The 26,709-nt window shown below is 60.2% G+C and carries 22 protein-coding genes; 6 read left to right on the top strand and 16 right to left on the bottom strand.

Annotated elements, in window-relative coordinates; genetic code table 11:
• Positions 1 to 52: 52 nt before the first annotated feature.
• The 15 genes from ACOI8A_RS24320 to dksA all read right to left on the bottom strand — a co-directional run bounded on the left by ACOI8A_RS24320 (position 53) and on the right by dksA (position 20,384).
• Positions 53 to 349, bottom strand: coding sequence for a DUF2845 domain-containing protein (locus tag ACOI8A_RS24320; RefSeq protein ID WP_420648416.1), 297 nt, complete (start codon positions 347 to 349; stop codon positions 53 to 55).
• A complete protein-coding gene (locus ACOI8A_RS24315) occupies positions 349 to 3,300 on the bottom strand; it encodes a DUF748 domain-containing protein (RefSeq protein WP_420648415.1) in 2,952 nt (983 codons plus the stop codon). Before ACOI8A_RS24315 ends, ACOI8A_RS24320 begins: the two co-directional genes overlap by 1 nt.
• Positions 3,301 to 3,409: 109 nt before the next feature.
• Positions 3,410 to 4,426, bottom strand: coding sequence for a class I SAM-dependent rRNA methyltransferase (locus ACOI8A_RS24310; protein WP_420648414.1), 1,017 nt, complete (start codon positions 4,424 to 4,426; stop codon positions 3,410 to 3,412).
• A gap of 54 nt (positions 4,427 to 4,480) precedes the next feature.
• On the bottom strand, positions 4,481 to 5,350 hold the full coding sequence (locus ACOI8A_RS24305) for an oxygenase MpaB family protein (protein ID WP_420648413.1): 870 nt from the start codon (positions 5,348 to 5,350) through the stop codon (positions 4,481 to 4,483).
• A 51-nt stretch (positions 5,351 to 5,401) separates the two neighbouring features.
• On the bottom strand, positions 5,402 to 7,339 hold the full coding sequence (acs, locus tag ACOI8A_RS24300; protein WP_420648412.1) for an acetate--CoA ligase: 1,938 nt from the start codon (positions 7,337 to 7,339) through the stop codon (positions 5,402 to 5,404).
• Positions 7,340 to 7,701: 362 nt separating this feature from the next.
• The gene (pgi, locus tag ACOI8A_RS24295) at positions 7,702 to 9,366 is read right to left on the bottom strand and encodes a glucose-6-phosphate isomerase (RefSeq protein WP_420648411.1); all 1,665 of its coding nucleotides are present in this window, start codon (positions 9,364 to 9,366) and stop codon (positions 7,702 to 7,704) included.
• Positions 9,367 to 9,572: 206 nt separating this feature from the next.
• Positions 9,573 to 10,433, bottom strand: a complete 861-nt coding sequence (gene panC / locus ACOI8A_RS24290) for a pantoate--beta-alanine ligase (RefSeq protein WP_420648410.1) — start codon at positions 10,431 to 10,433, stop codon at positions 9,573 to 9,575.
• Entirely contained in the window at positions 10,430 to 11,230 is an 801-nt protein-coding gene (gene panB, locus ACOI8A_RS24285; RefSeq protein WP_420648409.1) for a 3-methyl-2-oxobutanoate hydroxymethyltransferase, read from the bottom strand. The genes panC and panB overlap by 4 nt, the downstream gene beginning before the upstream one ends.
• A 437-nt stretch (positions 11,231 to 11,667) precedes the next feature.
• Positions 11,668 to 12,153: a 2-amino-4-hydroxy-6-hydroxymethyldihydropteridine diphosphokinase gene (folK, locus tag ACOI8A_RS24280; RefSeq protein ID WP_420648408.1), complete on the bottom strand. Its 486-nt coding sequence runs from the start codon at positions 12,151 to 12,153 to the stop codon at positions 11,668 to 11,670.
• 3 nt (positions 12,154 to 12,156) lie between these two features.
• A complete protein-coding gene (locus tag ACOI8A_RS24275; protein ID WP_420648407.1) occupies positions 12,157 to 13,557 on the bottom strand; it encodes a polynucleotide adenylyltransferase PcnB in 1,401 nt (466 codons plus the stop codon).
• Positions 13,558 to 14,290: 733 nt separating this feature from the next.
• Positions 14,291 to 15,727 carry a sigma-54-dependent transcriptional regulator gene (locus ACOI8A_RS24270; protein WP_420648406.1) on the bottom strand — a complete coding sequence of 479 codons (1,437 nt, stop codon included), beginning with the start codon at positions 15,725 to 15,727 and terminating at the stop codon, positions 14,291 to 14,293.
• Positions 15,728 to 15,749: 22 nt separating this feature from the next.
• Positions 15,750 to 18,704, bottom strand: coding sequence for a sensor histidine kinase (locus ACOI8A_RS24265; protein ID WP_420648405.1), 2,955 nt, complete (start codon positions 18,702 to 18,704; stop codon positions 15,750 to 15,752).
• Positions 18,688 to 18,864 carry a hypothetical protein gene (locus ACOI8A_RS24260; RefSeq protein WP_003176118.1) on the bottom strand — a complete coding sequence of 59 codons (177 nt, stop codon included), beginning with the start codon at positions 18,862 to 18,864 and terminating at the stop codon, positions 18,688 to 18,690. The genes ACOI8A_RS24265 and ACOI8A_RS24260 overlap by 17 nt, the downstream gene beginning before the upstream one ends.
• 76 nt (positions 18,865 to 18,940) lie before the next feature.
• Positions 18,941 to 19,837, bottom strand: coding sequence for a tRNA glutamyl-Q(34) synthetase GluQRS (gluQRS, locus tag ACOI8A_RS24255; RefSeq protein ID WP_420648404.1), 897 nt, complete (start codon positions 19,835 to 19,837; stop codon positions 18,941 to 18,943).
• A gap of 103 nt (positions 19,838 to 19,940) precedes the next feature.
• Positions 19,941 to 20,384, bottom strand: coding sequence for an RNA polymerase-binding protein DksA (gene dksA / locus ACOI8A_RS24250; RefSeq protein WP_420648403.1), 444 nt, complete (start codon positions 20,382 to 20,384; stop codon positions 19,941 to 19,943).
• Between the two features lie 335 nt (positions 20,385 to 20,719).
• Between dksA and ACOI8A_RS24245 the strand changes: the two genes are divergently transcribed.
• Positions 20,720 to 21,892, top strand: coding sequence for a pyridoxal phosphate-dependent aminotransferase (locus ACOI8A_RS24245; RefSeq protein WP_420648402.1), 1,173 nt, complete (start codon positions 20,720 to 20,722; stop codon positions 21,890 to 21,892).
• Positions 21,892 to 22,605, top strand: coding sequence for a DNA/RNA nuclease SfsA (gene sfsA, locus ACOI8A_RS24240; protein ID WP_420648401.1), 714 nt, complete (start codon positions 21,892 to 21,894; stop codon positions 22,603 to 22,605). The genes ACOI8A_RS24245 and sfsA overlap by 1 nt, the downstream gene beginning before the upstream one ends.
• Here the strand turns inward: sfsA and ACOI8A_RS24235 are convergent.
• Complete coding sequence (locus tag ACOI8A_RS24235) at positions 22,602 to 22,919, bottom strand: Rieske (2Fe-2S) protein (RefSeq protein ID WP_420648400.1); 318 nt, start codon at positions 22,917 to 22,919, stop codon at positions 22,602 to 22,604. The genes sfsA and ACOI8A_RS24235 overlap by 4 nt on opposite strands.
• A gap of 156 nt (positions 22,920 to 23,075) precedes the next feature.
• Between ACOI8A_RS24235 and ACOI8A_RS24230 the strand changes: the two genes are divergently transcribed.
• From ACOI8A_RS24230 to ACOI8A_RS24215, 4 genes are read left to right on the top strand one after another with little or no spacing between them, the layout of a single operon-like run.
• Positions 23,076 to 23,948 (top strand): heme/hemin ABC transporter substrate-binding protein, encoded by an 873-nt coding sequence (locus ACOI8A_RS24230; protein ID WP_420648399.1) that lies wholly within the window; start codon positions 23,076 to 23,078, stop codon positions 23,946 to 23,948.
• Positions 23,945 to 24,982, top strand: a complete 1,038-nt coding sequence (locus tag ACOI8A_RS24225; RefSeq protein ID WP_420651534.1) for a FecCD family ABC transporter permease — start codon at positions 23,945 to 23,947, stop codon at positions 24,980 to 24,982. Before ACOI8A_RS24230 ends, ACOI8A_RS24225 begins: the two co-directional genes overlap by 4 nt.
• A complete protein-coding gene (locus ACOI8A_RS24220) occupies positions 24,982 to 25,749 on the top strand; it encodes a heme ABC transporter ATP-binding protein (protein ID WP_420648398.1) in 768 nt (255 codons plus the stop codon). The genes ACOI8A_RS24225 and ACOI8A_RS24220 overlap by 1 nt, the downstream gene beginning before the upstream one ends.
• A gap of 21 nt (positions 25,750 to 25,770) precedes the next feature.
• Positions 25,771 to 26,619, top strand: a complete 849-nt coding sequence (locus ACOI8A_RS24215; RefSeq protein ID WP_420648397.1) for a ChaN family lipoprotein — start codon at positions 25,771 to 25,773, stop codon at positions 26,617 to 26,619.
• The last annotated feature ends 90 nt before the right edge of the window (positions 26,620 to 26,709 follow it).

The raw sequence follows: 26,709 nt of genomic DNA, 5'->3' as shown, positions 1-26,709 counted from the left end.
CGGGGCCTGTTCTATTGGCGAAACAAAAAAGCTCGCAGCCTGCGAGCTTTTTTCAGTTTCCGCGTTTGCTGTTGATCTGTCGCAGACGATTACCTTCGAAGCGCAAGTATTGGTACATGCCGTTGTTCGGGCCGTAGGTCCATTCCTCGACCTGAAACTCCTCGCGCCGATTGACACTGCGCTTGTAGCCAAGCGGATCGCGGCTGACCGGCTCCCCGCATTTCTGCAGCACTTCACTGGAGCGGTCGCCGAGGCTGACCAGTTGACTGCCGCAACGCAAGGTATCTGACGCCGACGCCTCGCCTGTAGCCAGTGTCAGCGCCATTGCAGCCAACCATTTGCAATTCATCACTCGGCATCCAGATGCATTTGCGTGACCACCCGACCGTCGCTTTCAGCTTCGCCGAGAGTGGTGTCGATGAAGTACACGCGATCGTCCGCCAACTGGCCTTTGTCGACCAGATAGTCTTTGATGCTGCTGGCGCGATCCTGGCCGAGTTGGCGCAGCAATACTTCGCTGGAACTCCAGAACTCGATGATCCCGGCGCGCATTTTGGCGGTACGTTCTTCCTTGCCCAGGTCCTTCCATTCGGCCGGAGGCTGGGTTTTCAGGCGAGTGCGGTAGATACCTTCGAGCAGCGGACCTTTCTCGCCGTCCGGCACCTCGATCAACGAAGCCTGCGCCGGTACCTTGTCGCCACGGCGCTGGAGCATTTTGTAATAGTTGTACTGGTATTCGCGTTCCAGACGCTGTTCGGCGAGCAAGGGGCCATCGCTGCTTTTCGCTGCGGTGCCTTCAATTTCCAGACGCAGGGCCGGACGTTCCTTCAGTGCTTGCGAGAGCTTCACCAGCGCCGCTTCGGCGTCTTTGCTCAGGTCACTTGAACCCGGTGCAAACGAGACGGTGCCGAGGTCTTGCGAACCGCCACCACTGACCAGCCCGCCAATCATCTTGAACGGTGCGGCGGCAGCTTTGACGATCAGGTTGCGCAGGGTCTGCCAGACAATCGGCATCACGCTGAACTGCGGGTTGTTCAGGTCACCCGTGACCGGCAGCTCGATGGAAATCTTGCCATCGACGTCCTTGAGCAAGGCGACTGCAAGTTTCAGCGGCAGGCTCACGGCATCCGGGCTGTCGACTCTCTCGCCCAGTTGCAGTTGCTCGACCACCACTTTGTTTTCGGCCTTGAGCTGACCCTTGGTGATCAGGTAATGCAGATCGAGATTGAGCCGGCCCTTGCGGATGCGATACCCGGCGAATTTGCCGGAGTAGGGCGTCAACGTGGTCAGCTCTACCCGTTTGAAACTGGTGGTGATGTCGAGGCTGGCCATCGGGTCGAACGGGTTCACCGCACCTTTGATGGTCACCGGCGCATAACGGTCAACCTTGCCTTTGATATCGACAGTGGCCGGTTTCACCTGGCGGCTGTCGATGGTGCCGATCTGGCCGTTGAGCTGCTGAACCGCAGTGGCGAAATTCGGCGTCAGGCTGAAGTCGGCAAAGTTCGCCGAGCCGTCATTGATTGCGACTCCACCGATACGGATGCCCAGTGGTTTTTCGTTGTTGGCGGTTTTCGCTGTCGCCGGTTTTGCTCCGGAATCCGCAGGCTGCGGGATCAGCAGATCGTCGATGTTGGTGGTGCGATCGTCGTTGATCATGAACCGCACATAGGGCTGGAACAGGTTGACCTTATCGATCGACAGGCTGTCGCCGTGCTGATAATTCAAACCTTCGAGCACTACTTGCTGCCACTTGAGGAAGTCACGGGTTTTCAGGGTGTCGAGGGTGTGCAGTTGATCGATCTGCGCGCGGCCGGTGACGCTGAGTGCCAGCGGATCGGTGCTTTTCAGATTGACCTTCAAGTCACTGCCTAGCATGCCGCTGCGCAGTTCGAGTTTGATGAACGGGTTGATGTAGGACTGGGCGACACGCAGGTCGATGTCCTGGGTTTTCACATTGAGCTGAGCCGTCACTGGCGCCAGATTGACCACGCCGTCGGCGCTGATCTTGCCTTGCTTGCCCAGGCCCGTATCGAGCTTGAGGTTGAAAGGCGAGCCATTGAGGCTGTCGAAATTCTGCAGATCGACGTTCAGCGGACCGACTTCCAGCGCCACCGGCGGCTGTGCCTTGCGGTCGGCGAGGTGCACTTGGTAATTGCGCAGTTGCACGTCCTTGAGCAGCACTTGCCACGGTTTGCCCGGTGCCGTTGGCTCGGGCTTCGGCGAGTCGGCGGCGGCTGGCGTGCTCTTGGGTTCGGCGGCGGCTTTGGCGGCAGGCTTCGACGGCTGGCTGGCGAACAGTTTCTGCCAGTCGAGTTGGCCGTCGGCCTCCAGCGCAGCCCAGGTTTCGAGTTTCTGGCTGCGGATCTTGCCGACCACCACTTGCTGCTTGGCCAGATCGATCGTGGTTTCACTGATGTCGAGGCGCTCAAGCTTCGCCAACTGCCGACCATCCGGCGCCTTGATCGCAAACGGCGCGACGCTGACCGCGACATTGCTCAGCAGCAGTTCGGTTTGTTTCGACAGGTTGAGCTTGTAGTCGGTGCTCAGGTTCAGCACGCCGTTTTCCAGCACCAGCGGCAGCGAGTCGCGAACGTACGGCCACCAGACTTTCATCTGGCCGTCGGTGATTTTCAACTTACCTTCGGAGGCGATCGGGATCAGGCTGAAATTGCCGGTCCAGTCGATCTGGCCGCCAGCGGGGCCGGCGGCGACCAGCGTCATGTCGGCGTTGTCATCGGGCAGGGTGCTGAGGTTTTTCAGCTCGAAGTCGAGTTTGTCGTAGAGAAATTCGATCGGTTCGCTCGGACGCGCGTCCTGGAAATGCACGTTGCCGCTGGCCAGCTTGATGCGCTCGATGCGCAGCGGGAACGGTTTGGCGTTCGGGTCAACCGGCGTCGGCTCGCTCGCCGGGATCTTGAACAGCCCCAGCAGGTTGAGCTTGCCGTCTTTGGCGAACAGGATTTCGGTCTTGGGTTTATCCAGTTCGATATCGGACAGGTGCAGCGCTTTGGTCCACAGGCTGTCGAGTTGCAGGTTGGCGTACAAGCGTTCGAAGCCGACCTGTTCCTTGCCCGGCTCGCCGATGACCAAGCCCCACAGGGTGACCTCAAGGCTGAACGGGTTGAGTTCGATGCGCTGGATGTGCGCGGGCACCGTGGCGTAGTTGGCCAATTGCTGGTTGGCCACCCGTAGTGCAATGCCCGGCAAAATCAGAAACCCCAGCAGGCTGTAGAGGGCCAGAGCGGTCAACAGTGCGCCAATCGCGCGAATCAATCCTTTGGGCATGTGCGGCTTCATCTGTCTGAATCGGAGTGCCTTGGAGTATGGCACGCCATTCCGGTTCCGAAGTACCCGACGGTAGACAGGATTGTTCAGATTGTTCGGTCGCAAAGTTCCGGGATCTGCCTCAGAGCTGCAGGATCAGGGTTTTCAGCGGCGGCTGCTGATCCAGCGAGGGGAAGTCGCGACCCGGCGTCATCACGCTGCACTCACGCACCGGGCGCCCGGCCTTCTCCGCGCAGCGCAGCACCTGATCGCGCCAATCGTCCATGCTGACTTTCGCCAGATTGTTGCAGCAAATCAGCACGCCGTTGTCGGCGGTGCTCAGCAGGGCGGGTTTGAGCAGGCTTTGATAGTCGCGCAGCAAATCGACGGTGCCGAACGCGCTCTTGGCCCAGGCCGGTGGGTCGAGCAGCACCAGATCATATTGGCGCTGTTCGAGGCGCGGATAGCTCGGCAGCTTCTGCCCGCGGCGCTGGCTTATCGGCAGGCCGGCCAGTTGGCGAATCGCCGGGAAGTAGTCGGACTGCACGAATTGCATGCTCGGCAGTTGCTGGTTGAGCAGACCGTTTTCACGGCCGACCGCCAGATTACCCTCGGCGAAATCCAGGTTGCACACTTCGCTGGCGCCGCCGGCCGCAGCGCTCAGGCCAACGCCGCAGGTGTAGGCAAACAGGTTGAGTACGCTTTTGCCTTTGGCGTGGTCCTTGACCCAGCCGCGCGTATTGCGCAGATCAAGGAACAGCAACGGATCCTGCCCGGCATGCCGTCCGCGCACGCGGTAGTTCAAGCCCCATTCGTGCCCGACCATATCCACCAGTGCGGCATCTTCGGCGCGGTAGACGCTGTCTTCACGGTCGATGCGCGAATTGCCACGCGAGCGGTCGTTGTAAACCAGCAGGGTTTGCAGCCCGAGGGTTTCATTCACCGTGGCGTGGAGTTGCAGCAGGTCGGCGAGCTCCAGCGTCTGGTGGAAACTTTGTACCAGCAATTGCGGGCCGTAGCGGTCGATGGTCAGGCCACCGGCGCCTTCCTGGCTGCCATGGAACAACCGATAGCAGTCAGTGCCCTGACTGTGCAGCTCGGCGAGCAGTTCCTGGCGTTGGTCGAGGGCGGCGCGCAGCGCCTGATTCAGGGAAGACATGCTTGCGCCTTGCTGGTGGGAATCGGGGCGCGGGAGTTTAACAGTTACTGCGCCTCAGCTCAGCCCCATCCGCCGCTTGGCCCGCTGCACCGAACCATTGCGCATGGCCCAGCGCAGCATTGGCGCACTGCGCTTGACGCTGGCGCGGATCAGTTGCCGCTGCAACGGGTTCTGGCGCACATCGAGCATGTCGCTGGCCCAGTCCGGCAAGAGGTCGATGCCGGCCTTCATCATCAAGTCGCCAAACGGCCGCACCATCCGGCTCGGCGCCGGCGCATCGAGCAACAGCCGCAGCACTTCGCGACTGCGTTCGTCGCACAGCAATTGCGGGCGCATGCGTTGCAGATAGTCGGCGACTTCCTGGCGGGATTTCGGCACATCGCGCGCACCCAGGCGTTCGGCGATGACGGCAATCTCCGCGTAATAGCAATCCTGATCCGTCAGCGACAACTGCGGGTTGCGATAGCGCAAATGAGCGGCGAGAAAGTTGCTGACTTCAGCCACATGCACCCAGGTCAGCAGATCCGGATCGCTTGCCGCATACGCGCGGCCGTCTGGCGCAGTGCCGACCACTTGCAGGTGAATGGTGCGGACTTTCTCGATCAGCCAGTCGGCGTCGCGGCGCGAGCCGAACGTGGTGCCGGATACGAACTGACTGGTGCGGCGCAAACGCCCGAGCATGTCCTGACGAAAATTCGAGTGATCCCAGACCCCGGCCAATGCCAGCGGATGCAAGGCTTGCAGCAGCAAGGCACTGATACCGCCAATCAACATGCTGCTGAAGTCGCCGTGCACTTGCCAACTGATCGAGTCCGGACCGAACAGGCCCGGATCACCCTTGGGGTTTTCCAGATCGAGCTGACCGAGGGACAGACCGGTCAGGCTCATGAGTTGGTTTTCGATACGGCTGCGGATGAATTCCATGACCACTCATTGGTGAAGGGCGGGCGCGGCCGGATGACCGCGCCACGTAGTTTACTGGTTGAAGCGCGTGTCGATCAGCCCTTGAACCACGCTCGGATCGGCCAGGGTCGAAGTGTCGCCCAGGCTGTCGAGTTCATTGCAGGCGATCTTGCGCAGAATCCGCCGCATGATCTTGCCTGAACGGGTTTTCGGCAAGGCCGGCGCCCACTGGATCAGATCCGGTTTGGCGAAGCTGCCGATTTCCTTGCTGACGTGTTCGAGCAGTTGTTTTTTCAAGGCGTCATTCGGCTCGGCGCCGTTCATGGGTGTAACGAAGGCATAGATGCCCTGACCTTTGACGTCGTGCGGGTAACCGACCACGGCGGCCTCGGCGATGCTGTCGTGCAGCACCAGCGCGCTTTCCACTTCGGCGGTGCCGATGCGGTGGCCGGAGACATTGATCACGTCGTCGATGCGCCCGGTGATCCAGTAATCGCCATCCTCGTCGCGGCGTGCGCCGTCACCGGTGAAGTAGTAGCCGGGGTAGGGTTTGAAATAGGTATCGACCATGCGCTGCGGATCACCGTAGACGCTGCGGATCTGCGCCGGCCAACTGGACTTGATCGCCAGTACGCCGCTACCGGCGCCTTTGATTTCCTTGCCCTGTTCATCGAGCAACACCGGTTGCACGCCGAACATCGGCTGAGTCGCGCAGCCCGGTTTGATCCGTTGCGCGCTGACCAGCGGGCTTAGCATGATGCCGCCGGTTTCGGTCTGCCACCATGTATCGACAATCGGGCAACGCTGCTCGCCGACCACGTTGAAATACCATTCCCAAGCTTCCGGGTTGATCGGCTCACCGACGCTGCCGAGTAATCTGAGGCTCTGCCGGGAAGTTTCCTGCAACGGCCCGGCGCCCTCACGCATCAGCGCGCGCAGGGCAGTCGGCGCGGTGTAGAAAATGTTGACCTTGTGTTTGTCGATCACCTGCCAGAAACGCGAGCTGCTCGGATAACTCGGCACGCCTTCGAAGATCAGCGAGGTTGCGCCATTCGCCAGCGGCCCGTAAACGATGTAGCTGTGGCCGGTGACCCAGCCGACGTCGGCGGTGCACCAGAACACTTCACCGTCGCGGTAATCGAGTACGTACTTGAAAGTCATCGCCGCTTGCAGCAAGTAGCCGCCGGTGGTGTGCAGCACGCCTTTGGGTTTGCCGGTGCTGCCGGAGGTGTAGAGGATGAACAGCGGGTCTTCGGCGTCCATCGGTTCCGGCGGACAGTCGTCGCTGACATCGCGCACGGCCTGGTGATACCAGAGGTCGCGGCCCTCGACCCAATCAACCTCGCCTTGCGTGCGCTCGACTACCACCACGGTGCTGACGTCCGGGCAATTCTGTAGGGCCTTGTCGACATTCTGTTTCAGTGGCACAAATTTGCCGCCGCGCACGCCTTGGTCAGCGGTGATCACGGTGCGGCAGTCGGCATCGAGGATGCGGTCGCGCAACGAGTCCGGAGAGAAACCGCCGAACACCACCGAATGAATCGCCCCGATTCGCGCGCAGGCGAGCATGGCGTAGGCGGCTTCGGGAATCATCGGCATGTAGATGCACACCCGGTCGCCTTTCTTCACGCCACGGCTTTTCAGCACATTGGCCAGGCGGCAGACGTGGTGATGCAATTTCTTGTAAGTGATCTGCGCCGATTCGGCGGGGTCGTCGCCTTCCCAGATGAAGGCAGTCTGATCGCCGCGCTGTTCGAGGTGGCGGTCGATGCAGTTGTAGCTGACGTTCAGCTTGCCCCCGGCAAACCATGCGGCTTCACCGGTTTTCAGGTCATAGCGCTGGACGGTTTTCCAAGGTTTGCTCCAGTCGAGAAACCGCGTGGCCTGCTCGGCCCAGAATTCAGTGGGGTGCTCGATCGATTGGCGGTACAGACGCCGGTAGTCGTCCTGACTCAATTGCGCAGCCCGGCGGACGGCATCGGCTTGCGGGAACGTGCTGATATCGAACATGACGGTTCCTTATTCTTGTTTTGCGAAGAATAAAGATGCGCCGATGAAGGAAAGGGTTCAAGCGCTGCAGCAGAGCCAAGAGCCCCTCACCCTAGCCCTCCCGAAACGTCGGACCGCCCGGAGGGAGAGGGGACTGACCGAGGTGTCATGCGTTATACGCCGACCTGCAATATTGAGTCGAACTCAGGCTCTGAAAACAACCGAGATCCGCTCCCTTTCCCCTCTCCCCCTTTGGGGGGAGAGGGCTGGGGTGAGGGGGAAACGATCTCCCGGTCACCACAAACTTCAGACCAAAAAAAGCCCCTGAATATCAGGGGCTCTCTTCATCATTCATTTACTCAAGCCAGCCACACAGCAACAAATCACCCGCGATGACGACCACGGAAGTAGTTGATCAGACCTTGAGTAGACGGGTCTTCAGCAACCGATTCTTCGCTGCCGACCAGGCGGTTGTAGACGCCTTTGCCCAGTTCTTTGCCCAGCTCCACGCCCCACTGGTCGAAGGCGTTGATGCCCCAGACCACGCTTTGCACGAACACTTTATGTTCATACATTGCCACTAGGGCGCCGAGACGACGCGGGCTGATGCGTTCGACCACCAGGGTGTTGCTCGGACGGTTGCCCGGGATCACCTTTTGCGGCGCGATGCGCTGCACGTCTTCTTCGCTCATGCCTTTGTCGCGCAGCTCGGCTTGAGCTTCCGGCAAGGTTTTGCCGAGCATCAGCGCCTGGCTCTGCGACAGGCAGTTGGCGTACAGCCACTGATGGTGATCAGACACCGGGTTGAAGCTGACGATCGGCACGATGAAGTCAGCCGGAATCAGCTGGGTGCCTTGGTGCAGCAACTGGTGGTAAGCGTGTTGACCGTTGCAGCCGACGCCGCCCCAGATCACCGGGCCAGTATCGGTCGACACCGGGGTGCCGTCCTGACGCACGCTCTTGCCGTTGGATTCCATGTCCAGCTGTTGCAAGTGCTTGGTGATGTTACGCAGGTAGTGGTCGTACGGCAGGATCGCGTGGCTCTGCGCGCCCCAGAAGTTGCCGTACCACACACCGAGCAGGGCCAGCAGCACCGGCATGTTCTGTTCGAACGGCGCGCTCTGGAAATGCTGGTCCATGGTGTAGGCACCGGACAGCAGTTCCTTGAAGTTGGACATGCCGATGGCCAAGGCAATCGGCAAACCGATAGCCGACCACAGCGAGTAACGACCGCCAACCCAGTCCCACATCGGGAAGATGTTTTCTTCGCGGATACCGAACGCCACAGCCGCAGCGTTGTTGCTCGATACAGCGATGAAGTGACGATACAGCTCGGCTTCCGAACCACCCTGAGCCAGATACCACGCGCGCGCGGCCTGGGCGTTTTTCAGGGTTTCGAGGGTGTTGAACGACTTCGACGAAACGATGAACAGCGTGGTTTCGGCGCGCAGTTTCTGCGTCAGTTCGTGGAACTCGCTGCCGTCGATGTTCGCCAGATAATGGCAACGCACGCCTTTCTGCGCGTAGGACAGCAACGCTTCGGACACCAGCTCCGGGCCGAGGAACGAGCCACCGATACCGATGTTGACCACGTCGGTGATCGGTTTCTCGGTGTAACCGCGCCACAGACCATCGTGGATGCGGCCCACGAGATCGGTGATCTGGTTCAGCACCTTGTGCACTTCAGGCATCACGTTGACGCCGTTGACCGACAACTTGTCGCCTACCGGACGGCGCAGGGCTGTATGCAGCGCCGGGCGGCCTTCGGAGGAGTTGACGATTTCGCCGTCGAACAGCGCTTTGATCGCGCCTTTCAAATCGACTTCATTGGCCAGACCCACCAGCAGGTTGCGGGTCTCGGCGTTGATCAAATTCTTCGAATAATCGAGAAACAGGCCGCAGCTGCTGAGGGTGAATTGATTGAAGCGCTGCGGATCGGCGTTGAAGGCTTCGCGCATGCTGAAATCCTGCATGGCTTGGCGGTGATCTTTCAACGCTTGCCAGGCGGGCAGAGCGGTAACGTCGTGAGGAGTGCGGTAGTACGCCATCGCTGCGATTTTCCTTTTTACTTGAACGGCCTTATATACACGGATCAGGCGGCCCCGCCATGTTTGGGCGAGGCGCCAACTGCGTCGAGACGATTACGTGGCGCAGGGCGAATACAGTAAACCTCGCGCCGCCATCTGTCTTGACTTCTTCTGACCTGTTTCCGGTACTTTTCTAACATCGCTGGCAGCGAAAGACTGACCAACGGTCAGGCTGGCGTGTCGAGATTCAGGTGCAAGTTGTCGATCAAACGCGTAGTGCCGAGGAACGCGGCGACCAGAATCACCAGATCACGATCCTCAGCCGTCGCCGGACGCAAGGTCAGGGCGTGGCGAATTTCCAGGTAATCCGGGCGCAGTCCAGCCGCTTCCAGCTGTTGCTGTTGCGCGTGGATCAACGCCGGGAAATCGCGCTCGCCTTGCTTGATCGATTCGGCAATGGCGCTCAACGTGCGATAGACCACCGGGGCCACGGCACGTTGCTCGTCGCTGAGGAAACCGTTGCGCGACGACAGCGCCAGGCCATCGGCAGCACGCACGGTCGGCTCGCCGATGATCTGGATCGGCATGTTCAGGTCGTGCACCAGCGCGCGAATCACCGCCAGTTGCTGGAAATCCTTCTGGCCGAAGATCGCCAGATCCGGCTGGACCATGTTGAACAGCTTGCTGACCACCGTTGCCACACCTTCGAAATGCCCCGGACGACTGGCGCCGCACAGGCCTTCGGAGAGTTGCGGCACGCTGACGCGGGTCTGTCCGGCCATACCGTCGGGATACATCTCCTCAACGGTGGGGGCGAACAGCAGCGAGCAGCCGGCTTCGAGAAGTTTTTCCTGATCCGCCGCGAGCGTGCGCGGGTACTTGTCGAGGTCTTCGCCAGCGCCGAATTGCAGCGGGTTGACGAAAATGCTCGCAACCACGAAATCCACACGTTGCGTGGCTTTGGTCACGAGCGCGACGTGGCCGCTGTGCAGGTTGCCCATGGTCGGCACGAAGCCGATGCGCTTGCCTTCACTGCGGGCGCGGGCTACAGCGGCGCGCAGTTCGCGTACGGTTTTAACGGTGTTCATGCAGAGAATCCGTGTTCGATCCCAGGGAAAGTGACGCTTTTGACTTCGCTGACGTAAGCCTTCAGCGCGGCTTGAATGGTGTCCTGCTCGAGCATGAAGTTCTTCACGAATTTCGGTACACGACCGGTGATCGACAGGCCAAGCATGTCGTGCAGCACTAATACCTGGCCATCAGTGGCGCTGCCAGCGCCGATGCCGATCACCGGGATCTTCACCGCTTGGCTGATTTCTGCCGCCAATTCGCTCGGCACGCATTCGAGCAGCAGCATTGCCGCGCCAGCCTGCTCCAGCGAAATTGCATCGGCGCGCATCTGCCGCGCCTGGTTCTCGTTGCGACCCTGCACTTTATAGCCGCCGAGAATGTTCACCGCTTGCGGGGTCAGGCCCATGTGCGCGCAGACCGGAATGCCGCGCTCGGCCAGCAAGCGGATCGACTCGGCCAGCCACAGTGCGCCTTCGACTTTGACCATGTGCGCGCCGGCCTGCATCAGCGTGGCGCTGTTGAGCATGGTTTGTTCGAGGGTGGCGTTGGCCATGAACGGCAGGTCGGCCAGGATCAATGCATCGCTGTTGCCGCGTTTGACGCTGGCAACGTGGTAGGCCATTTCCGCAGTGGTCACCGGCAGGGTGCTATCGTGACCCTGCAGAACCATGCCTAGGGAGTCGCCCACCAGCAGCACTTCGACACCGGCCTCGTTGCAGGCATGGGCGAAGGTCGCGTCGTAGCAGGTCAGCATGGTGATCTTCTCACCTTTCTGCTTGAGACTCTGGAGCGTGGTCAGGGTGATGGCTGGCATGTAAAAAATCCTCGTTCAGGCGCTCTGGAAACTACTGCGAGTAACGCGCGTGATTCTTCATTAACTCAGGCGCACGCTCTTTATGTCGTGCTTATAAGGCCTGGATTGCGCCCGTATGTGCCGGGTTGGCGGCAGCGGGACGCCTATAGTCGTGAGGAGACATCAGGAAGTCAATTGCGTGTGTTACCGCGTTGTTACGAGGGGAGTGTTACCGGCGTTACTGATGCGATTCAGCGGGGCGGCGGGGCTGATTTGCAGAGATTTTGTCCTACAAATCCCAAGCGTTGGCGGGGCACCTGTGGCGAGGGGATTTATCCCCGTTGGGTCGCGAAGCGGCCCGCCTTTTGATTTGTTCAAAGACAGTTGGGGACTGCTGCGCAGTCCAACGGGGATAAATCCCCTCGCCACACAGGCCCCATTTCACGGGGGGATTGTGGTTAGGGCTGGGAGAGGCGTTCCAGGCCGACGAACGGGCAGGCTGCTAGAAGATCGGGTAGGGAGCGGCCGTCGGGCAGGCGCAGATCCTGTGGGGCCAGCTCTGCCAACGGATACAACACAAACGCCCGCTCCTGAATCTGATAATGCGGCACTTTCAAGCGCGGCTCGTCGATCAATCGATCACCGAACAACAGAATGTCCAGGTCCAGCGTCCTCGGCCCCCAACGCTCCAGGCGTTCACGGCCCTGATCGTTTTCGATGGCTTGCAAGGCATCCAGCAGATCCAGCGGCGCGAGCCTGCTGTCGAGCGCAGCGACCGCGTTGGTGTAACGCGGTTGGCCCGGCAGCAGTGAGTCGCTCTGATAGAAGGCCGAAACACCGATCAGCTCGGTATCCGGCAATTGCCCCAGCGCGTCGAGCGCGCTGCGCAATTGTTCGGCGGGGTCAGCCAGATTGCTGCCCATGCCGATGTAGACACGTTCCATGCGTTATTCGCCTGTAGCGCTCGGTGCGCCGGCGCGTTTGCGCTTGGAGCCGCTGCTACGGCGACGCTTGCGTGGTGCGCCGCTGGCGTCATCGCCCTTGCCGCTGAGGTCGCGGATCATGTCGCGACGTTCGCTGTCATTGGCGTCCTGATAATCGGTCCACCATTCGCCCAAGCCATCGGTCTGCTCACCGGCGCTTTCGCGCAGCAGCAGGAAGTCGTAGCCGGCACGGAAGCGCGGATTGTCCAGCAACAGGTCGGCGCGTTTGCCACTGCGACGCGGCAAGCGTTCCTGCATGTCCCAGATCTCGCGGATCGGCATGGTGAAACGTTTCGGAATCGCAATTCGTTGGCACTGCTCGGCGATCAACTCGTGCGCCGCTTCCTGCATCGCCGGAATCGGCGGCATGCCGCGCTCCTGCAGACGCAATACGCGAGCCGGCAGGGCAGGCCAGAGCATTGCAGCAAACAAGAACGCCGGGGTTACCGGTTTGTTCTGCTTGATCCGCAGATCGGTGTTGCTCAGTGCTTCGCTGATCAGCGTGTGGGTGTATTCCGGGTTGTGTTCCAGCGCGTCGGCACTGGCCGGGAACAACGGCGCAAACAGTTGCAGATCGACCAGCATTTCGAAGGTGATCGCCGCGTGGCCGGAGAGGAACAACTTGAGCACTTCTTCGAATAGCCGCGCCGACGGAATCTCACGCAGCATCGGCGCCAGTTCACGGATCGGTTGCACGGTGTGTTTTTCGATACCAAAGTTGAGTTTGGCGGCGAAACGCACGGCGCGCAGCATGCGAACCGGATCTTCCTGGTAGCGCTGCTTCGGGTCGCCGATCAGACGAATCAGGTGATTGCGAATGTCGTGTACGCCGTTGGCGTAATCGAGGATGCGCTCACTGACCGGATCGTAATACAGGGCGTTGATGGTGAAGTCGCGGCGTTGCGCGTCCTCTTCCAGAGTGCCGTAAACGTTGTCGCGCAGAATCCGCCCACTCTCGTTACGCGAAGACTGATTGCTGTCTTCGTCGTCATCGTTGACCGGGTGATTGGCGCGGAAGGTCGCGACTTCAATGATTTCGCGACCGAAGTGGATATGCACCAGTTTGAAGCGCCGACCGATGATCCGCGCATTGCGGAATTCGGCACGTACTTGCTCGGGGGTGGCACTGGTGGCGACGTCGAAGTCTTTGGGTGTGATACCCAAAAGCATGTCGCGCACGCAACCGCCAACCAGATAGGCCTGGTAGCCGGCGCCTTGCAGACGTTCGACGATATTGACCGCGTAACGGCTGAACTGGCCCTTTTGCAGCGAGTGTTGCCCGCTGTTGAGAACTTCAGGCGTGCTACGGATGTGTTGTGTACGACGAACGGGAGTTCGGAATGACTGGAACAACTTCTTCAGCATGGGATGCACTGTTTGAAGGAATGTTCGGCCAGACCAAAGAATGACCGCATGATGGGCCGGGATTCTAGCATTTAGTCGAGGGATGGTGTAGGGCATGGCTGATTCGAGCTGCAGACCGCAGGCTAAAGGCGTCGAGTCGTCTGGGAGGGGAGATTTTATCGCGGAGGAGAAACTACAAGGGGAGCCGAAGCTCCCCAAGAAGTAGTTGCGTGCTCTTTTTATTATTGATTCGGGCTTCTTGTTTTTGTTGAGTGCCCTTGCCATGAAGCTTTTGCTTCATGGCCCTCCCAATCGGGAGCCAAGAGCAAACGGATTGCTTTGGTCGCTGAATTGCAGTGATCTCTCGATCCAACCAGTACAGGCTCTGTCTTAGGACAGTTTTTGTTGTTCTCGGCCTGGTCGTGGGGCAAGCCCCAAATACAACGCCTCTCCAAAAGAATCAGTTAGCTGCGCCTCTCGCCGTCTTGTTTTTATTGTGCGTGAGTCGATTCGTCTTATTTTTATTGTCTTGTGCATTGCTTGTTATTGTTCTTGTACCAAACATATAGCAGGGGGCGTGCCAACTTTTGCGAAACCCAGTGAAACAAAGGGTTAGGTCGATATAACCGTTTTCTCAGGGCGAAAAAAAGCCGGGGTTTCGTTACCGATAACCCCGGCTTCTGTTACGTGGAAAAACCGAGGTAACAGTTTTTTCACATCTTCAAGCGTTACTCGCACACGCTACAGGTGACGTTCAGCTCTCGCTGGCGACCCCGGTCTTGCGCCGTGGAATGCCCAGACGCTGACGGCGTTCCCACAGACATTTGCGGCTGACGCCCAATTTGCGCGCCAGTTCGGTCTCGGTCATGTGGTCCTGATGCTCAAGCACGAAGTGCTGGAAGTAGTCTTCCAGCGACAGATCTTCGGTTGGCTCGTGGCTACTGTTGCTGGTGTTACCGCCGGTTTGCGCCGGCAGACCGATGAACTCGTCATCGTCAAGATCGCTCAGCTCGATATCGATGCCCAGCAGCTCGGCGGAAATTTCCGAGCTTTCGCTGAGGATCACCGCGCGCTCGACCGCGTTTTCCAGTTCGCGCACGTTACCCGGCCAGGAATAGTGCCGGATCGCCTGTTCGGCATCGGCAGCAAATTTCAGGTCGGTACGGTTGATGCGCGCGCTCTGACGAGCAAGGAACGCCGTGGCGATTTCGTTGACGTCGGCGCCACGCTCGCGCAGAGCCGGCAATTTCAGAGCGATCACGTGCAGGCGGTAATACAAGTCTTCACGAAACTGGCCGATTTTCGCCAGGCTCTTGAGGTCACGGTGAGTCGCGGCGATCAGACGCACATCGACTTTCTGTGATTGCACCGAGCCGACGCGGCGAATTTCGCCTTCCTGCAACACGCGCAGCAGGCGTGCCTGAGCTTCGAGCGGCAGTTCGCCGATTTCATCGAGGAACAACGTGCCGCCATCCGCTGCTTCCACCAGACCGGCGCGACCGGCGCTGGCGCCAGTGAACGCACCTTTCTCGTGGCCGAACAGTTCGGACTCGATCAGGCTTTCCGGGATCGCCGCGCAGTTCACCGAAATCATCGGTGCCTTGGCGCGTTTCGACAGGTTGTGCAGGGCGCGGGCCACCAGTTCTTTACCGGTGCCGGATTCGCCCTGGATCAATACATTGGAATCGGTTGGCGCGACTTTGCGAATCTTGCTGTACAGATCCTGCATCGGCGGGCACGAACCGATGATGCCAATCTCGCCGTTACTATTATCGACGGCGGATTTGCCGCTGCCATTGGCAGGTTTGGCGGTAACACTTTCACCCGCTGCCGGGGCCGATTGACGGTCGCGCAGGATCCGCGCGACGGCTTGCAGCATTTCATCGTGATCGAAAGGCTTGGCGATGTAGTCGACCGCGCCCATCTTCATCGAATCGACTGCCGAACGCAGGCTGGCGTAACTGGTCATGATCAGCACCGGAGTGCCCTGGCCAAGCTTGATCAGCTCGGTGCCTGGCGCACCTGGCAGGCGCAGATCGCTGACGATCAGATCGAATGTTGGAATGGTGAAGCGTTCTTGTGCTTCCTGCACTGAACCGGCTTCGCTGACCTGATACTGGTTACGTTCCAGCAGGCGGCGCAAGGCGGAGCGGATAATTGTTTCGTCTTCGACGATCAAAATGTGCGGCATTGATTCGATACTCTCGACGGTCTCAGTTCACAGCGGACGTCGCTTCGACATGACGCGGCAATGTCACCCGGATTCGGGTGCCGCGCTGGCTCAAGACATCAGCCGGGCTGTCGATGGTGATTTGTCCATAATGCTCTTCAACGATGGAATAGACCAGTGCAAGGCCCAGACCGGTGCCTTCGCCAGGATCCTTGGTGGTGAAGAAGGGTTCGAACAATCTGTCCATGATGTTCTTCGGAATACCGCTGCCTTCGTCCTCGACGATCAGATCGACCGTGTGTTCGCCGGCTTCGCTCTTCACGCGTACCGCACTGCCGGCAGGCGAGGCGTCACGAGCGTTGGAGAGCAGATTGATCAACACCTGGGCGAGCCGCTGCGGATCGCCTTCGACCCAGTGATCCGGGTCGCACAGGTTATAGAACTGCACTTCGAAATTGCGTCGGTTCAGCGCCAGCAGACCGATTGCATCCTGCGCCACTTCGGCCAGACAGACGGGCTCGTCGCTGTGCTGATGGCTGCCGGCATGGGCGAAGCTCATCAACGACTGCACGATGCGCGACACGCGTTTGGTCTGCTCGAGAATCTGGCCGCTGATCTCAGTCAGCTCGCTGTCATCTTCGCGCTCTTCGCGCAGGTTCTGCGCCAGACAGGCGATGCCGGTGATCGGATTGCCGATTTCGTGAGCCACACCGGCCGCGAGCCGACCGATGCTGGCCAGTCGCTCGGAGTGCACCAGTTTGTCTTCGAGCATCTGGGTTTCGGTCAGGTCTTCCACCAGTAACACCAAACCACTGTTACCCGGTGCCAACGGCTCATCAATGGCGGCTTTGTGCAGATTCAGCCAACGGGTCTGGCCGTCGAGCGCCAGATGTTGTTTGTGCAAATGCTCGTCCGGCAGATTGATGAAGCCTTGCAGCAATTCTTTCCACGGATCGGCGATGGTGCTCAGGCGCGAACCGACCACTCGTTGCGCAGCGATCCCGGTCAGCTCTTCCATGGCTTTGTTCCACATCAGGATCTCTTGATCCTTGGCCAGCGAGCAGACGCCCATCGGCAGTTCCTGCAAGGTCTGGCGGTGGTAGCGGCGCAGGGCGTCGAGTTCGGCGGCGAGGCCGGTCAGGCGCGAGTGGTAATCCTCAAGCCTGCTCTCGATAAAGTGAATGTCTTCGGTAACGTAGTTTTCGCCGCCGGCCTTGTAGGGCAGGAAGGTTTCCACCATGTCCTGCGCAACACTCGGGCCCATCAGGCCGGACAGGTTGGCCTCAATGCGATCGCGCAGACGACGCAAGGCGTACGGCCGGCGCTCGTCGAACGGCAGATAAAGGTCCCGCAGCGCTTGCTCGACTTCTTTCTGCGCAGCCTTGGCGCCAAGCGGTTTGGCCAGTTGCGTGGCGAATTCCTGCGGGGACGCGGCGTGCAGTTCGCGTCGCTGCGGACGGCGCACGTTATCCACCGCGCAGGCTTCAGCAGCGCTGGCTTCTTCCGGGCTGGCGTTGGTGAACAGCGAGATCAAGGTGAACATCAACACGTTGGCTGCCAGCGAAGCGATTGCAGCCATGTGCCAACTGGTGTCGTCCAGGACGTAGATCATGTTCAGCAGCGGAATATAGAAACCCTGCAGATTGCCGACCAGCGGCAGCAGCATGGTCACCACCCACACCAGAATCCCCGCTAGCAGACCGGCAATGAAACCGCGACGGTTGGCAGTCGGCCAGTACAGCACCGACAGCACGCCCGGCAGGAATTGCAGGGTGGCGACGAACGCGACAATCCCGAGGTTGGCCAGATCCTGCTCGGCGCCGAGCATCAGGTAGAAGCCGAAACCGGCCATGATGATTGCGACGATCAGCGCCCGGCGCGTCCATTTCAGCCAACGGTAGATGTTGCCTTCGGCCGGCGGCTGATAAAGCGGCAGTACCAAGTGGTTCAGCGCCATGCCGGAAAGTGCCAGCGTGGTAACGATGATCAGACCGCTGGCCGCCGAGAGGCCGCCGACATAGGCGAGCAACGCCAGCGACTTGCTGTTGGCGGCGATGCCGATGCCGAGGGTGAAGTATTCCGGATTGGTCGTGGCACCGAGTTTCAGCCCGGCCCAGAGAATCAGCGGCACCGCCAGACTCATCAGCAGCAGGAACAGTGGCAAGCCCCAGCTCGCACTGACCAGCGAACGCGGGTTGAGGTTTTCGGTGAAGGTCATGTGGTACATGTGCGGCATCACGATCGCCGAGGCGAAGAACACCAGCAACAACGTGCGCCACGGGCCTTCTTGCAGAGGCGTGTGCAGAGCGGCGAGGGCGGTCTGGTTTTGCAGCAGCCACAGTTCCAGTTGCTGCGGGCCGTCGAACACGCCGTACAGCGCGTAGAGGCCGACGCCGCCGATGGCAATCAGTTTGATCACCGATTCGAAAGCAATCGCAAACACCAGTCCTTCGTGTTTTTCGCGGGTGGCGATGTGGCGCGAGCCGAAGAAGATCGTGAACAGGATGATCAGCGCACAGAACGCCAGCGCCACCCGGCTCTGCACCGGTTCGCCAGTGAGGATGCCGATCGAGTCGGCCACCGCTTGAATCTGCAAGGCCAGCAACGGCAGCACGCCGATCAGCATGAAGATCGTGGTCAGTGCGCCGGCCCAGGTGCTGCGAAAGCGAAAGGCAAACAGATCGGCCAGCGACGACAGTTGATAGGTGCGGGTGATTTTCAGGATCGGATACAGCAACACCGGCGCCAGCAGAAACGCGCCCGAAACGCCGAGATAACTGGAGAGAAAGCCGTAGCCGTACTGATAGGCCAGACCGACCGTGCCATAGAACGCCCAGGCACTGGCGTAAACGCCCAGCGACAGGGTGTAGGTCAACGGATGGCGAATGATCGCCCGCGGAATCATTCCACGCTCACTGATCCACGCCACGCCGAACAGTGCGGCCAGGTAGGCGGCGCTGATCAGCAGCATCTGGGTCAGACTAAAGCTCATCGGCATCTTTTTGGCTCTGCAGGATGAAGGTCACGACGATCAGAATCAGCCACAGCAGATATGGGCGATACCAGGCGCCCGTGGCGTCGATCCACCAATCCATGATGGCCGGAGAAAACAGGTAGATCCCCACGACCAGAAGCAGGACCAAGCGATAGATGTACATCCCGGCCTCTCTTTTTATGTGCGTGCCCGAAAACGTGCGGCGATGGTAACGGATGGGCGCGCCACTGCAAGCGCCGTCATGCCAGTTGTGCTTCAGGCAGCGTCAGCGTGCGCGGGATCTTCGCGGCGTCCCAGTGGGCGCTGCCCCAGATCAGCAATTCCTGCGGAGTGGCGTGGGCCAGTTCGGCGCCGGGGTTTTGCCCCAGTGCACGCAAGGCGCGCAGCAACAAAGGCGTGGCCTGATCGGCCTCCAGCGGCGGCGAACGGTAGGACTTGCCGAGCTTGTTGCCGTCCGGCTGGGTGATCAGCGGCAGGTGCAGATAGCGTGGCTGACGCAAGCCCAACAGTTCCTGCAAATACAGCTGACGTGGCGTCGAGTCGAGCAGATCGGCGCCACGCACAATGTCGGTGATACCTTGCCAGGCATCATCCAGCACCACGGCCAGTTGATAGGCGTAGAGGCCGTCGCGGCGGCGAATTACGAAATCACCGACGTCGCGCCCCAGATGCTGACGGAATTCGCCCTGCACACGGTCGATGAAGTGATATTCCAGTTCCGGCACACGCAGGCGGATCGCCGCATCGTCCTGTCCGTGGCCGGCATTGCGGCACAGTCCGGGATAAATGCCGTGATACGCCTCGAGTTGTTTGCGCGAGCAGGTGCAGGCGTACGCCAGGCCATGATTGAACAGGCTGTTGAGCACTTCGGCGTAGGCGTGGTGCCGATCACTCTGGCGCACCATCTCGCCATCCCACTCGAAACCGTAGCTTTCCAGCGCCTTGAGGATTGCCGCCTGCGCGCCGGGTTCTTCGCGCGGAGGGTCGAGATCTTCCATGCGCACCAGCCAGCGGCCGCCGACCGAGCGCGCGTCAAGATACGAAGCCAGTGCGGCAACCAGCGAACCGAAGTGCAGATGTCCACTGGGGGTCGGGGCGAAGCGTCCGATGTAGGCGGGTGAAGTGATGGCAGTCATGGCGGCGATGTTATTTGTGAGGGTCAAAAACAGCTGTGAGAGTCAAAAACAGCAGAAACAAAAACGGAGCGTTCGCACGCTCCGTTTCTCGTTCAGATCGGAATTACTTGCCGACCTGCTTTTCCTTGATTTCAGCCAGATTCTTGCAGTCCACGCACATATCAGCGGTAGGACGGGCTTCGAGGCGCTTGATGCCAATCTCGATGCCGCAGGACTCGCACCAACCGTAATCTTCGTTCTGGATCAGATCCAGCGTCTTGTCGATCTTCTTGATCAACTTGCGCTCGCGGTCGCGGGCGCGCAGCTCCAGGGCGAACTCTTCTTCCTGGCTGGCGCGGTCGGCCGGGTCAGGGAAGTTGGCTGCTTCGTCCTTCATGTGATCAACCGTGCGGTCGACTTCCTGCATCAAGTCCTGTTTCCACTTGTTCAGAATCTTGGTGAAGTGGGCGCGCATCGGAGCGCCCATGTACTCTTCCCCAGCCTTCGGAACATAAGGTTCGAAGCCGCTGATCGTCTGAGTCTGTTGTTGCTTTGCTTGGGTGGGCATGAAATGGACCGCCTCTACTCTTGTAATCCATTGCGCAGGATTGCTCCATCACCGACACCTGCCGGCCCTGCGGCTGCAAGCGGGCGAACTTACCAGATCAATTCGGCCCGCGCTACTCCCGGATGTCGAAGCCCCGGCGGGTGGCGCTTGCAATTGTTGGGCAAGCTATGTCTGACGGTGTGGAAGACCTGTTCAATCACTGATTTTAGTCAATCCTGGAGCGTACGTTCGTATCGTTACAGTCCAGCGTTCTTGAGGCTGTGACCGCTGCGGGTTCTCGCTCGTTCCGGGAGACGGTTAGAATCGTTTTTTTTACCCCCGTCGAAGGAAGGCCAATGGCTCAGCCCTACAGTGCGCGCAGTCGTGCGATCGAACCGTTCCATGTCATGGCGTTGCTGGCGCGGGCCAATGAATTGCAGGCCGAAGGGCACGACGTGATCCACCTGGAAATCGGCGAGCCGGACTTCACCACCGCCGAGCCGATCATTCGCGCCGGGCAAGAGGCGCTGACGGCGGGCAAAACTCGCTACACCGCCGCCCGTGGCATTCCCGAGTTGCGCGAGGCGATTGCCGGTTTTTATCAGACGCGATATGGCCTGAATATCGATCCGCGGCGGATTCTGATTACGCCTGGTGGTTCCGGCGCATTGCTGCTGGCCAGCGCGCTGCTGGTGGATCCGGGCAAGCACTGGTTGCTGGCTGATCCGGGTTATCCGTGTAACCGCCACTTCCTGCGTCTGGTCGAAGGCGCAGCGCAGTTGGTTCCGGTCGGCCCGGACGTGCGTTATCAACTGACGCCGGATCTGATCGCCCGGCATTGGGATCACGACAGCGTTGGCGCGCTGGTGGCTTCGCCGGCCAACCCGACCGGCACCATTCTCACGCGCGATGAACTGGCCGGGTTATCCACAGCCATCAAAGCGCGGCACGGGCATTTGGTGGTGGATGAGATCTATCACGGCCTGACTTATGGCACTGACGCTGCGAGCGTGCTGGAAGTCGATGACAGCGCCTTCGTGCTTAACAGTTTCTCCAAGTATTTCGGCATGACCGGTTGGCGTCTCGGCTGGCTGGTGGCGCCGGACGCGGCGGTCAGCGAACTGGAAAAACTTGCGCAGAACCTCTACATCAGCGCACCGAGCATGGCGCAATACGCGGCACTGGCGTGTTTCGAACCGGCCACCATTGCCATCCTCGAAGAGCGTCGCGCCGAATTCGGCCGTCGTCGCGACTTCCTGCTGCCGGCGCTACGCGAACTGGGTTTCAACATCGCCGTGGAACCTGAGGGTGCGTTCTACCTGTACGCGGATATCAGCAAGTTCGGCGGCGATGCCTTCGCGTTCTGCCGACATTTTCTCGAAACCGAGCATGTGGCGTTCACACCCGGACTGGATTTCGGCCGCTATCAGGCCAGCCACCATGTGCGTTTTGCCTACACGCAAAACCTCCCGCGCCTACAGGAAGCGGTGGAGCGCATCGCGCGCGGCTTGAAGAGCTGGCAAGGCTGATGCGCTTTCATCCTCCCCTCGAACAAGCGCGGCTGATCCGACGTTACAAGCGTTTTCTCACCGATATCGAGACCGTTAGCGGCGAGATGTTGACCATTCACTGTCCGAACACCGGCTCGATGCTCAATTGTCAGGTCGAAGGCGGGCAGGTCTGGTTCAGTCGCTCGAATGACCCCAAGCGCAAATTGCCCGGCACTTGGGAAATTGGCGAAACCCCGCAAGGGCGGCTGTTCTGCGTGAATACCGGCCGCGCCAATACGCTGGTCGAAGAAGCTTTGCAGGCAGGGGTTATCAGCGAGTTGAACGGCTTTACCGCTTTAAAGCGCGAAGTCGCTTACGGGCAGGAAAACAGCCGCATCGATTTCCGGCTCGACTACCCGAGCGGCCCGGCCTATGTCGAAGTGAAAAGCGTCACCTTGGGCTTTGATGGCACAGCGGTAGCGGCATTTCCGGATGCGGTGACCCAGCGCGGGGCCAAGCATTTAAGGGAATTGGCGCACCTGGCCCGCGACGGCATCCGTGCGGTGCAGCTGTATTGCGTCAATCTCACTGGGATAGAAGCGGTGCGCCCGGCCAGTGAAATCGATTCGGCCTACGCCGATGCGCTGCGCGAAGCGGTGGCCAGCGGTGTGGAAGTGCTGGCCTACGGCGTGCGCCTGACCCATGAGGAAATCGTCATCGACCGCCGTCTGGACGTGTTGCTCAACGGTTAAACATCGACCCACAAGCCTTGCGCGTCTTCGCGACAAGGCACCGCACTCAGCGATTGCCCGGCGCACGGCCCGGATACGCACTCACCGTCCTCGATCAGAAACAGTGCGCCGTGGGTGGCGCACTGGATCAGGCTGTTGCTTGGGTCGAGAAACTGGTCGGGCTGCCATTCAAGGCCGACGCCACGGTGGGGGCAACGGTTGAGATAAACGTAGACCTGGCCTGCACGACGCACGGCAAACAGTTTATTACCGTCGATATCGAAACCGCGGCTGGCAGCTTCAGCCAGATCGGCGCCCGCGCAGAGAAACTTCATGGCTATCCTCAGATGTCGTGTCGGGATATGTCCGAGCTTGACGTTTAAATGCAAACAATTATCAAATGGCCGCCTTCGCCCGCTGCGCGGTGGCCGATGCCGAGGATACTTGGCTCGCCGATTCGCTGCCCGGGAAAACCTTCAAGGAAGTCGTGTATGCGCCTGAGTTCCCGCATTGCTGCGCTGTGTGCCGCACTTTTCGTCAGCCAGCAGGCTACAGCCGCCGATCTGCCGCAACGTTGGGTCAGCGCTGGCGGCGCGTTGTCAGAGTGGGTCAGCGCGTTGGGCGGCGAGGCGAAACTGGTAGGCGTCGACACTACTAGCCAGCATCCCGATTCTTTGAAAGCGCTGCCGAGTATTGGCTATCAGCGCAGTCTTTCGGCTGAAGGTATTCTCAGTTTGCGCCCGCAGATTTTGATCGGCACCGAGGAGATGGGGCCACCGCCAGTCATCTCGCAAGTGCGCGCTGCCGGGGTGAGGGTTGAATTGTTCTCGGCGCAGCCTGATTTTCCAACGCTGCAGAAGAATGTTACCCACTTGGGTCAACTGCTCGGCGCTGAACCGCAGGCCGCGCAACTGCTGCAAAGTTATCAGCAGCAACTCGACGCGCAGACGTCCCGAGTCATTGCCGCCCAAGTCAAAGCGAAAGCACCGGGTGTTCTCTTGTTGCTGGGACACGCTGGTGGCAAGCCGCTGATCGCCGGCAAGGACACTGCCGCGGACTGGCTGCTGCAACAGGCCGGAGGCCATAACCTCGCGACTCATACCGGCTATAAACCGTTTTCCGTGGAATCATTGGCCAGCCTCGATCCTGAAGTGCTGGTGGTGTCCGATCGTGCATTGACTGGCGATGCGGCGAAAGCGGCTTTGTTCAAGGAGAATCCAATCCTCAATTCGAGTCGTGCGGCCAAGTCTGGGCGCGTGGTGGAACTGGATCCGACGCTGTTGGTGGGGGGGCTCGGACCACGTTTGCCGGCGGCGCTGACAAGCCTGTCTGACGGTTTCTACCCGACCCAGAGCGGCCAATGACCACGCTGGTCAAACCCCGTGGCTTGTTCATCGGCCTGACGCTGCTGTGTCCGGTAGCTATCTGGCTGTCTCTGGCGTTGGGGCCGGTCAGTCTGCCGCTGTTCGATACCTTGCGTGCCGCGCTGCGCATGATTGGCGTGCCGCTGGCGCCGGATGGGCTGGAGCAGGCTGAGCTGATTCTCGGGCAGATTCGTCTGCCGCGAACGCTGCTGGGGCTGGCGGTTGGCGGTGTGTTGGCGCTGTCCGGGGTAGCGATGCAGGGCCTGTTTCGCAATCCTTTGGCCGATCCGGGTTTGGTCGGGGTTTCCAGTGGCGCGGCGTTGGGCGCGGCGGTGGCGATTGTCGGCGGCTCGGTGTTTGGCGGCTTGCCGGAATGGTTCGGGCCGTATCTGTTGTCGGCGTGTGCGTTTCTCGGTGGGCTTGGAGTGACGGCACTGGTGTATCGCCTCGGTCGGCGCAACGGCCAGACCAATGTCGCGACCATGTTGCTGGCGGGTATTGCGCTGACGGCGCTCGCTGGCTCTGCGGTGGGGCTGTTCACCTATCTTGCAGATGACGCGACGCTGCGCACGCTGACGTTCTGGAATCTCGGCAGCCTCAACGGCGCCAGTTACGCGCGGTTGTGGCCGCTGCTGATCATCAGTGCGGGCGTGGCGTTGTGGTTGCCGCGGCGGGCCAAGGCTTTGAATGCGCTCCTTTTGGGTGAGTCGGAAGCCGGGCATCTGGGTATTGATGTGGAACGGCTCAAGCGTGAACTGGTGTTCTGTACCGCGCTGGGCGTTGGCGCGGCTGTGGCGGCGGCCGGGATGATTGGGTTTGTCGGGTTGGTGGTGCCACATCTGGTGCGCTTGCTCGCCGGGCCGGATCATCGAGTATTGCTGCCAGCCTCTGTACTGGCGGGAGCGAGTCTGCTGCTGCTCGCCGATCTGGTGGCGCGTCTGGCCCTGGCGCCGGCGGAGCTGCCGATCGGGATTGTCACAGCGTTTATCGGCGCGCCGTTCTTTCTGTTCCTGCTGCTGCGAGGGCGTGCCTGATGTTGAGTGCGCAAAATCTGCACATCCGCCGTGGCCGCAAAACCGTGCTGGCCGATGTCAGTCTGCAACTTGAACCGGGCGAAGTGCTCGGAGTGCTGGGGCCGAACGGTGCTGGCAAAAGCACCTTGCTCGGGGCGTTGTGCGGTGAGCTTGCGGCCAGTGACGGCGAGGTTTTGCTCGACGGTAAAGCGTTGAGTCATTGGAGTGGCCCGCGGCGCGCGCAGCGTCTAGCGGTGTTGCCACAGGTTTCGACCCTGGACTTCGCTTTTCGCGTGGAAGAAGTCGTAGGCATGGGCCGTTTGCCGTATCAAAGCGGTCGGGTGCGTGATGACGAGATTATTGCGGCGGCATTCGATGCGGCGGACGCGGCTCATCTGAGTGGTCGCAGTTATCTGGCGTTGTCCGGCGGTGAGCGCCAACGCGTGCATCTTGCGCGGGTGCTGGCGCAGCTCTGGCCGGGGCAGGTTGGGCAGACGTTGCTGCTGGATGAACCGACTTCGATGCTCGATCCTTTGCATCAACACACCACGTTGCAAGCGGTGCGCGAATTTGCCGATCGCGGCGCAGCGGTGCTGGTGATCCTGCATGATCTGAATCTGGCTGCGCGTTATTGTGATCGCTTGTTGCTGCTGCAGGATGGGCGGCCGGTGGCGCTGGATACGCCGCAGGTGGTGCTGCGACCCGAGCCGCTTCAAGCGGTGTTTGGCCTGGAGGTGCTGGTGCAGCCGCACCCGGAGCGTGGGCATCCGCTGATCATCGCCCGCTGATCACGTCGTCGAGGTGCAGACATGCGCAGGATTTTGCTGTTGATGGTGTTGTTGCTCGGTGGCTGTCAGCACGTGCCGCCTCCACCGGTGGCTGGTGAAATCCGCGATCTGCGTAACGGCGAAGTGCTTACCGCGCAGGAGCTGCTGGCGCGCTTGAGCAAACCGGCACGGGTGATCATTGGCGAACAACATGACAATGCCGATCACCATGCTGTTGAGTTGTGGCTATTGCAGAACCTTGGACAAACGCGGCCTCAAGGCAGTTTGATGCTGGAAATGCTCACGCCGGATCAGCAGGTGCGGGTTGATCAAATACGTCATGCATCGCCTCCACCCAACGATATTCCAGCGGCATTGGCCTGGCAGGACGGTTGGGACTGGAATCTATATGGCCCGATTGTTCGTTTCGCCCTGACGCAGCCTTATCCGCTACTGGACGCCAATCTTGATAACAGTGAAATTCGCGCTGTTTATCGCAATCCACCCGTGTTGGATGGCACCCGCAGTAATGCTGCGACGGTGAAGTCCGAGTTATTGGGTGAGATCAGTGATTCCCACTGTGGCCTGCTGCCGCAATCGCAAATGCCGGCCATGCTCGCCGTCCAGCAACAACGTGATCGGCGCATGGCTACGCGTTTGTTAGAAGCGCCCGCCCCCGCACTTTTATTGGCCGGTGGATTTCACGCGCGCAAAAATGTCGGCGTGCCGCTGCATGCGCTCGACCTGGGGGCGCCTGAAGCGCCGACCGTGCTGATGCTCGCGGAGCAGGGCAGTCAGATCACGCCTGCTATGGCCGACTACGTCTGGTTCACTCCGGCCAAAGCGCCGCAGGATTACTGCGCCGAGATGCGCAAACAGTTCGGTAAATGACTTTGTTGCGGGCAAAAAAAGACCCGGTAAAAACCGGGTCAAATAACCGTGATTAGCCTGATGAGGAGATAATCTGAGAGTCCGAACCAA

This window comes from Pseudomonas sp. P4795 (assembly GCF_048822895.1).
Taxonomy (GTDB): Bacteria; Pseudomonadota; Gammaproteobacteria; order Pseudomonadales; family Pseudomonadaceae; genus Aquipseudomonas.
Note: the sequence above shows the minus strand (reverse complement) of the source record. Positions and strands in the feature narration are given on the sequence as shown.

What these genes read in the sequence shown, in the direction of transcription:
- ACOI8A_RS24320 (WP_420648416.1), bottom strand. Translation starts at nt 349, where the DNA reads ATGAATTGCAAATGGTTGGCTGCAATGGCGCTGACACTGGCTACAGGC.
- ACOI8A_RS24315 (WP_420648415.1), bottom strand. Translation starts at nt 3,300, where the DNA reads ATGAAGCCGCACATGCCCAAAGGATTGATTCGCGCGATTGGCGCACTG.
- ACOI8A_RS24310 (WP_420648414.1), bottom strand. Translation starts at nt 4,426, where the DNA reads ATGTCTTCCCTGAATCAGGCGCTGCGCGCCGCCCTCGACCAACGCCAG.
- ACOI8A_RS24305 (WP_420648413.1), bottom strand. Translation starts at nt 5,350, where the DNA reads ATGGAATTCATCCGCAGCCGTATCGAAAACCAACTCATGAGCCTGACC.
- acs (WP_420648412.1), bottom strand. Translation starts at nt 7,339, where the DNA reads ATGTTCGATATCAGCACGTTCCCGCAAGCCGATGCCGTCCGCCGGGCT.
- pgi (WP_420648411.1), bottom strand. Translation starts at nt 9,366, where the DNA reads ATGGCGTACTACCGCACTCCTCACGACGTTACCGCTCTGCCCGCCTGG.
- panC (WP_420648410.1), bottom strand. Translation starts at nt 10,433, where the DNA reads ATGAACACCGTTAAAACCGTACGCGAACTGCGCGCCGCTGTAGCCCGC.
- panB (WP_420648409.1), bottom strand. Translation starts at nt 11,230, where the DNA reads ATGCCAGCCATCACCCTGACCACGCTCCAGAGTCTCAAGCAGAAAGGT.
- folK (WP_420648408.1), bottom strand. Translation starts at nt 12,153, where the DNA reads ATGGAACGTGTCTACATCGGCATGGGCAGCAATCTGGCTGACCCCGCC.
- ACOI8A_RS24275 (WP_420648407.1), bottom strand. Translation starts at nt 13,557, where the DNA reads ATGCTGAAGAAGTTGTTCCAGTCATTCCGAACTCCCGTTCGTCGTACA.
- ACOI8A_RS24270 (WP_420648406.1), bottom strand. Translation starts at nt 15,727, where the DNA reads ATGCCGCACATTTTGATCGTCGAAGACGAAACAATTATCCGCTCCGCC.
- ACOI8A_RS24265 (WP_420648405.1), bottom strand. Translation starts at nt 18,704, where the DNA reads ATGCCGATGAGCTTTAGTCTGACCCAGATGCTGCTGATCAGCGCCGCC.
- ACOI8A_RS24260 (WP_003176118.1), bottom strand. Translation starts at nt 18,864, where the DNA reads ATGTACATCTATCGCTTGGTCCTGCTTCTGGTCGTGGGGATCTACCTG.
- gluQRS (WP_420648404.1), bottom strand. Translation starts at nt 19,837, where the DNA reads ATGACTGCCATCACTTCACCCGCCTACATCGGACGCTTCGCCCCGACC.
- dksA (WP_420648403.1), bottom strand. Translation starts at nt 20,384, where the DNA reads ATGCCCACCCAAGCAAAGCAACAACAGACTCAGACGATCAGCGGCTTC.
- ACOI8A_RS24245 (WP_420648402.1), top strand. Translation starts at nt 20,720, where the DNA reads ATGGCTCAGCCCTACAGTGCGCGCAGTCGTGCGATCGAACCGTTCCAT.
- sfsA (WP_420648401.1), top strand. Translation starts at nt 21,892, where the DNA reads ATGCGCTTTCATCCTCCCCTCGAACAAGCGCGGCTGATCCGACGTTAC.
- ACOI8A_RS24235 (WP_420648400.1), bottom strand. Translation starts at nt 22,919, where the DNA reads ATGAAGTTTCTCTGCGCGGGCGCCGATCTGGCTGAAGCTGCCAGCCGC.
- ACOI8A_RS24230 (WP_420648399.1), top strand. Translation starts at nt 23,076, where the DNA reads ATGCGCCTGAGTTCCCGCATTGCTGCGCTGTGTGCCGCACTTTTCGTC.
- ACOI8A_RS24225 (WP_420651534.1), top strand. Translation starts at nt 23,945, where the DNA reads ATGACCACGCTGGTCAAACCCCGTGGCTTGTTCATCGGCCTGACGCTG.
- ACOI8A_RS24220 (WP_420648398.1), top strand. Translation starts at nt 24,982, where the DNA reads ATGTTGAGTGCGCAAAATCTGCACATCCGCCGTGGCCGCAAAACCGTG.
- ACOI8A_RS24215 (WP_420648397.1), top strand. Translation starts at nt 25,771, where the DNA reads ATGCGCAGGATTTTGCTGTTGATGGTGTTGTTGCTCGGTGGCTGTCAG.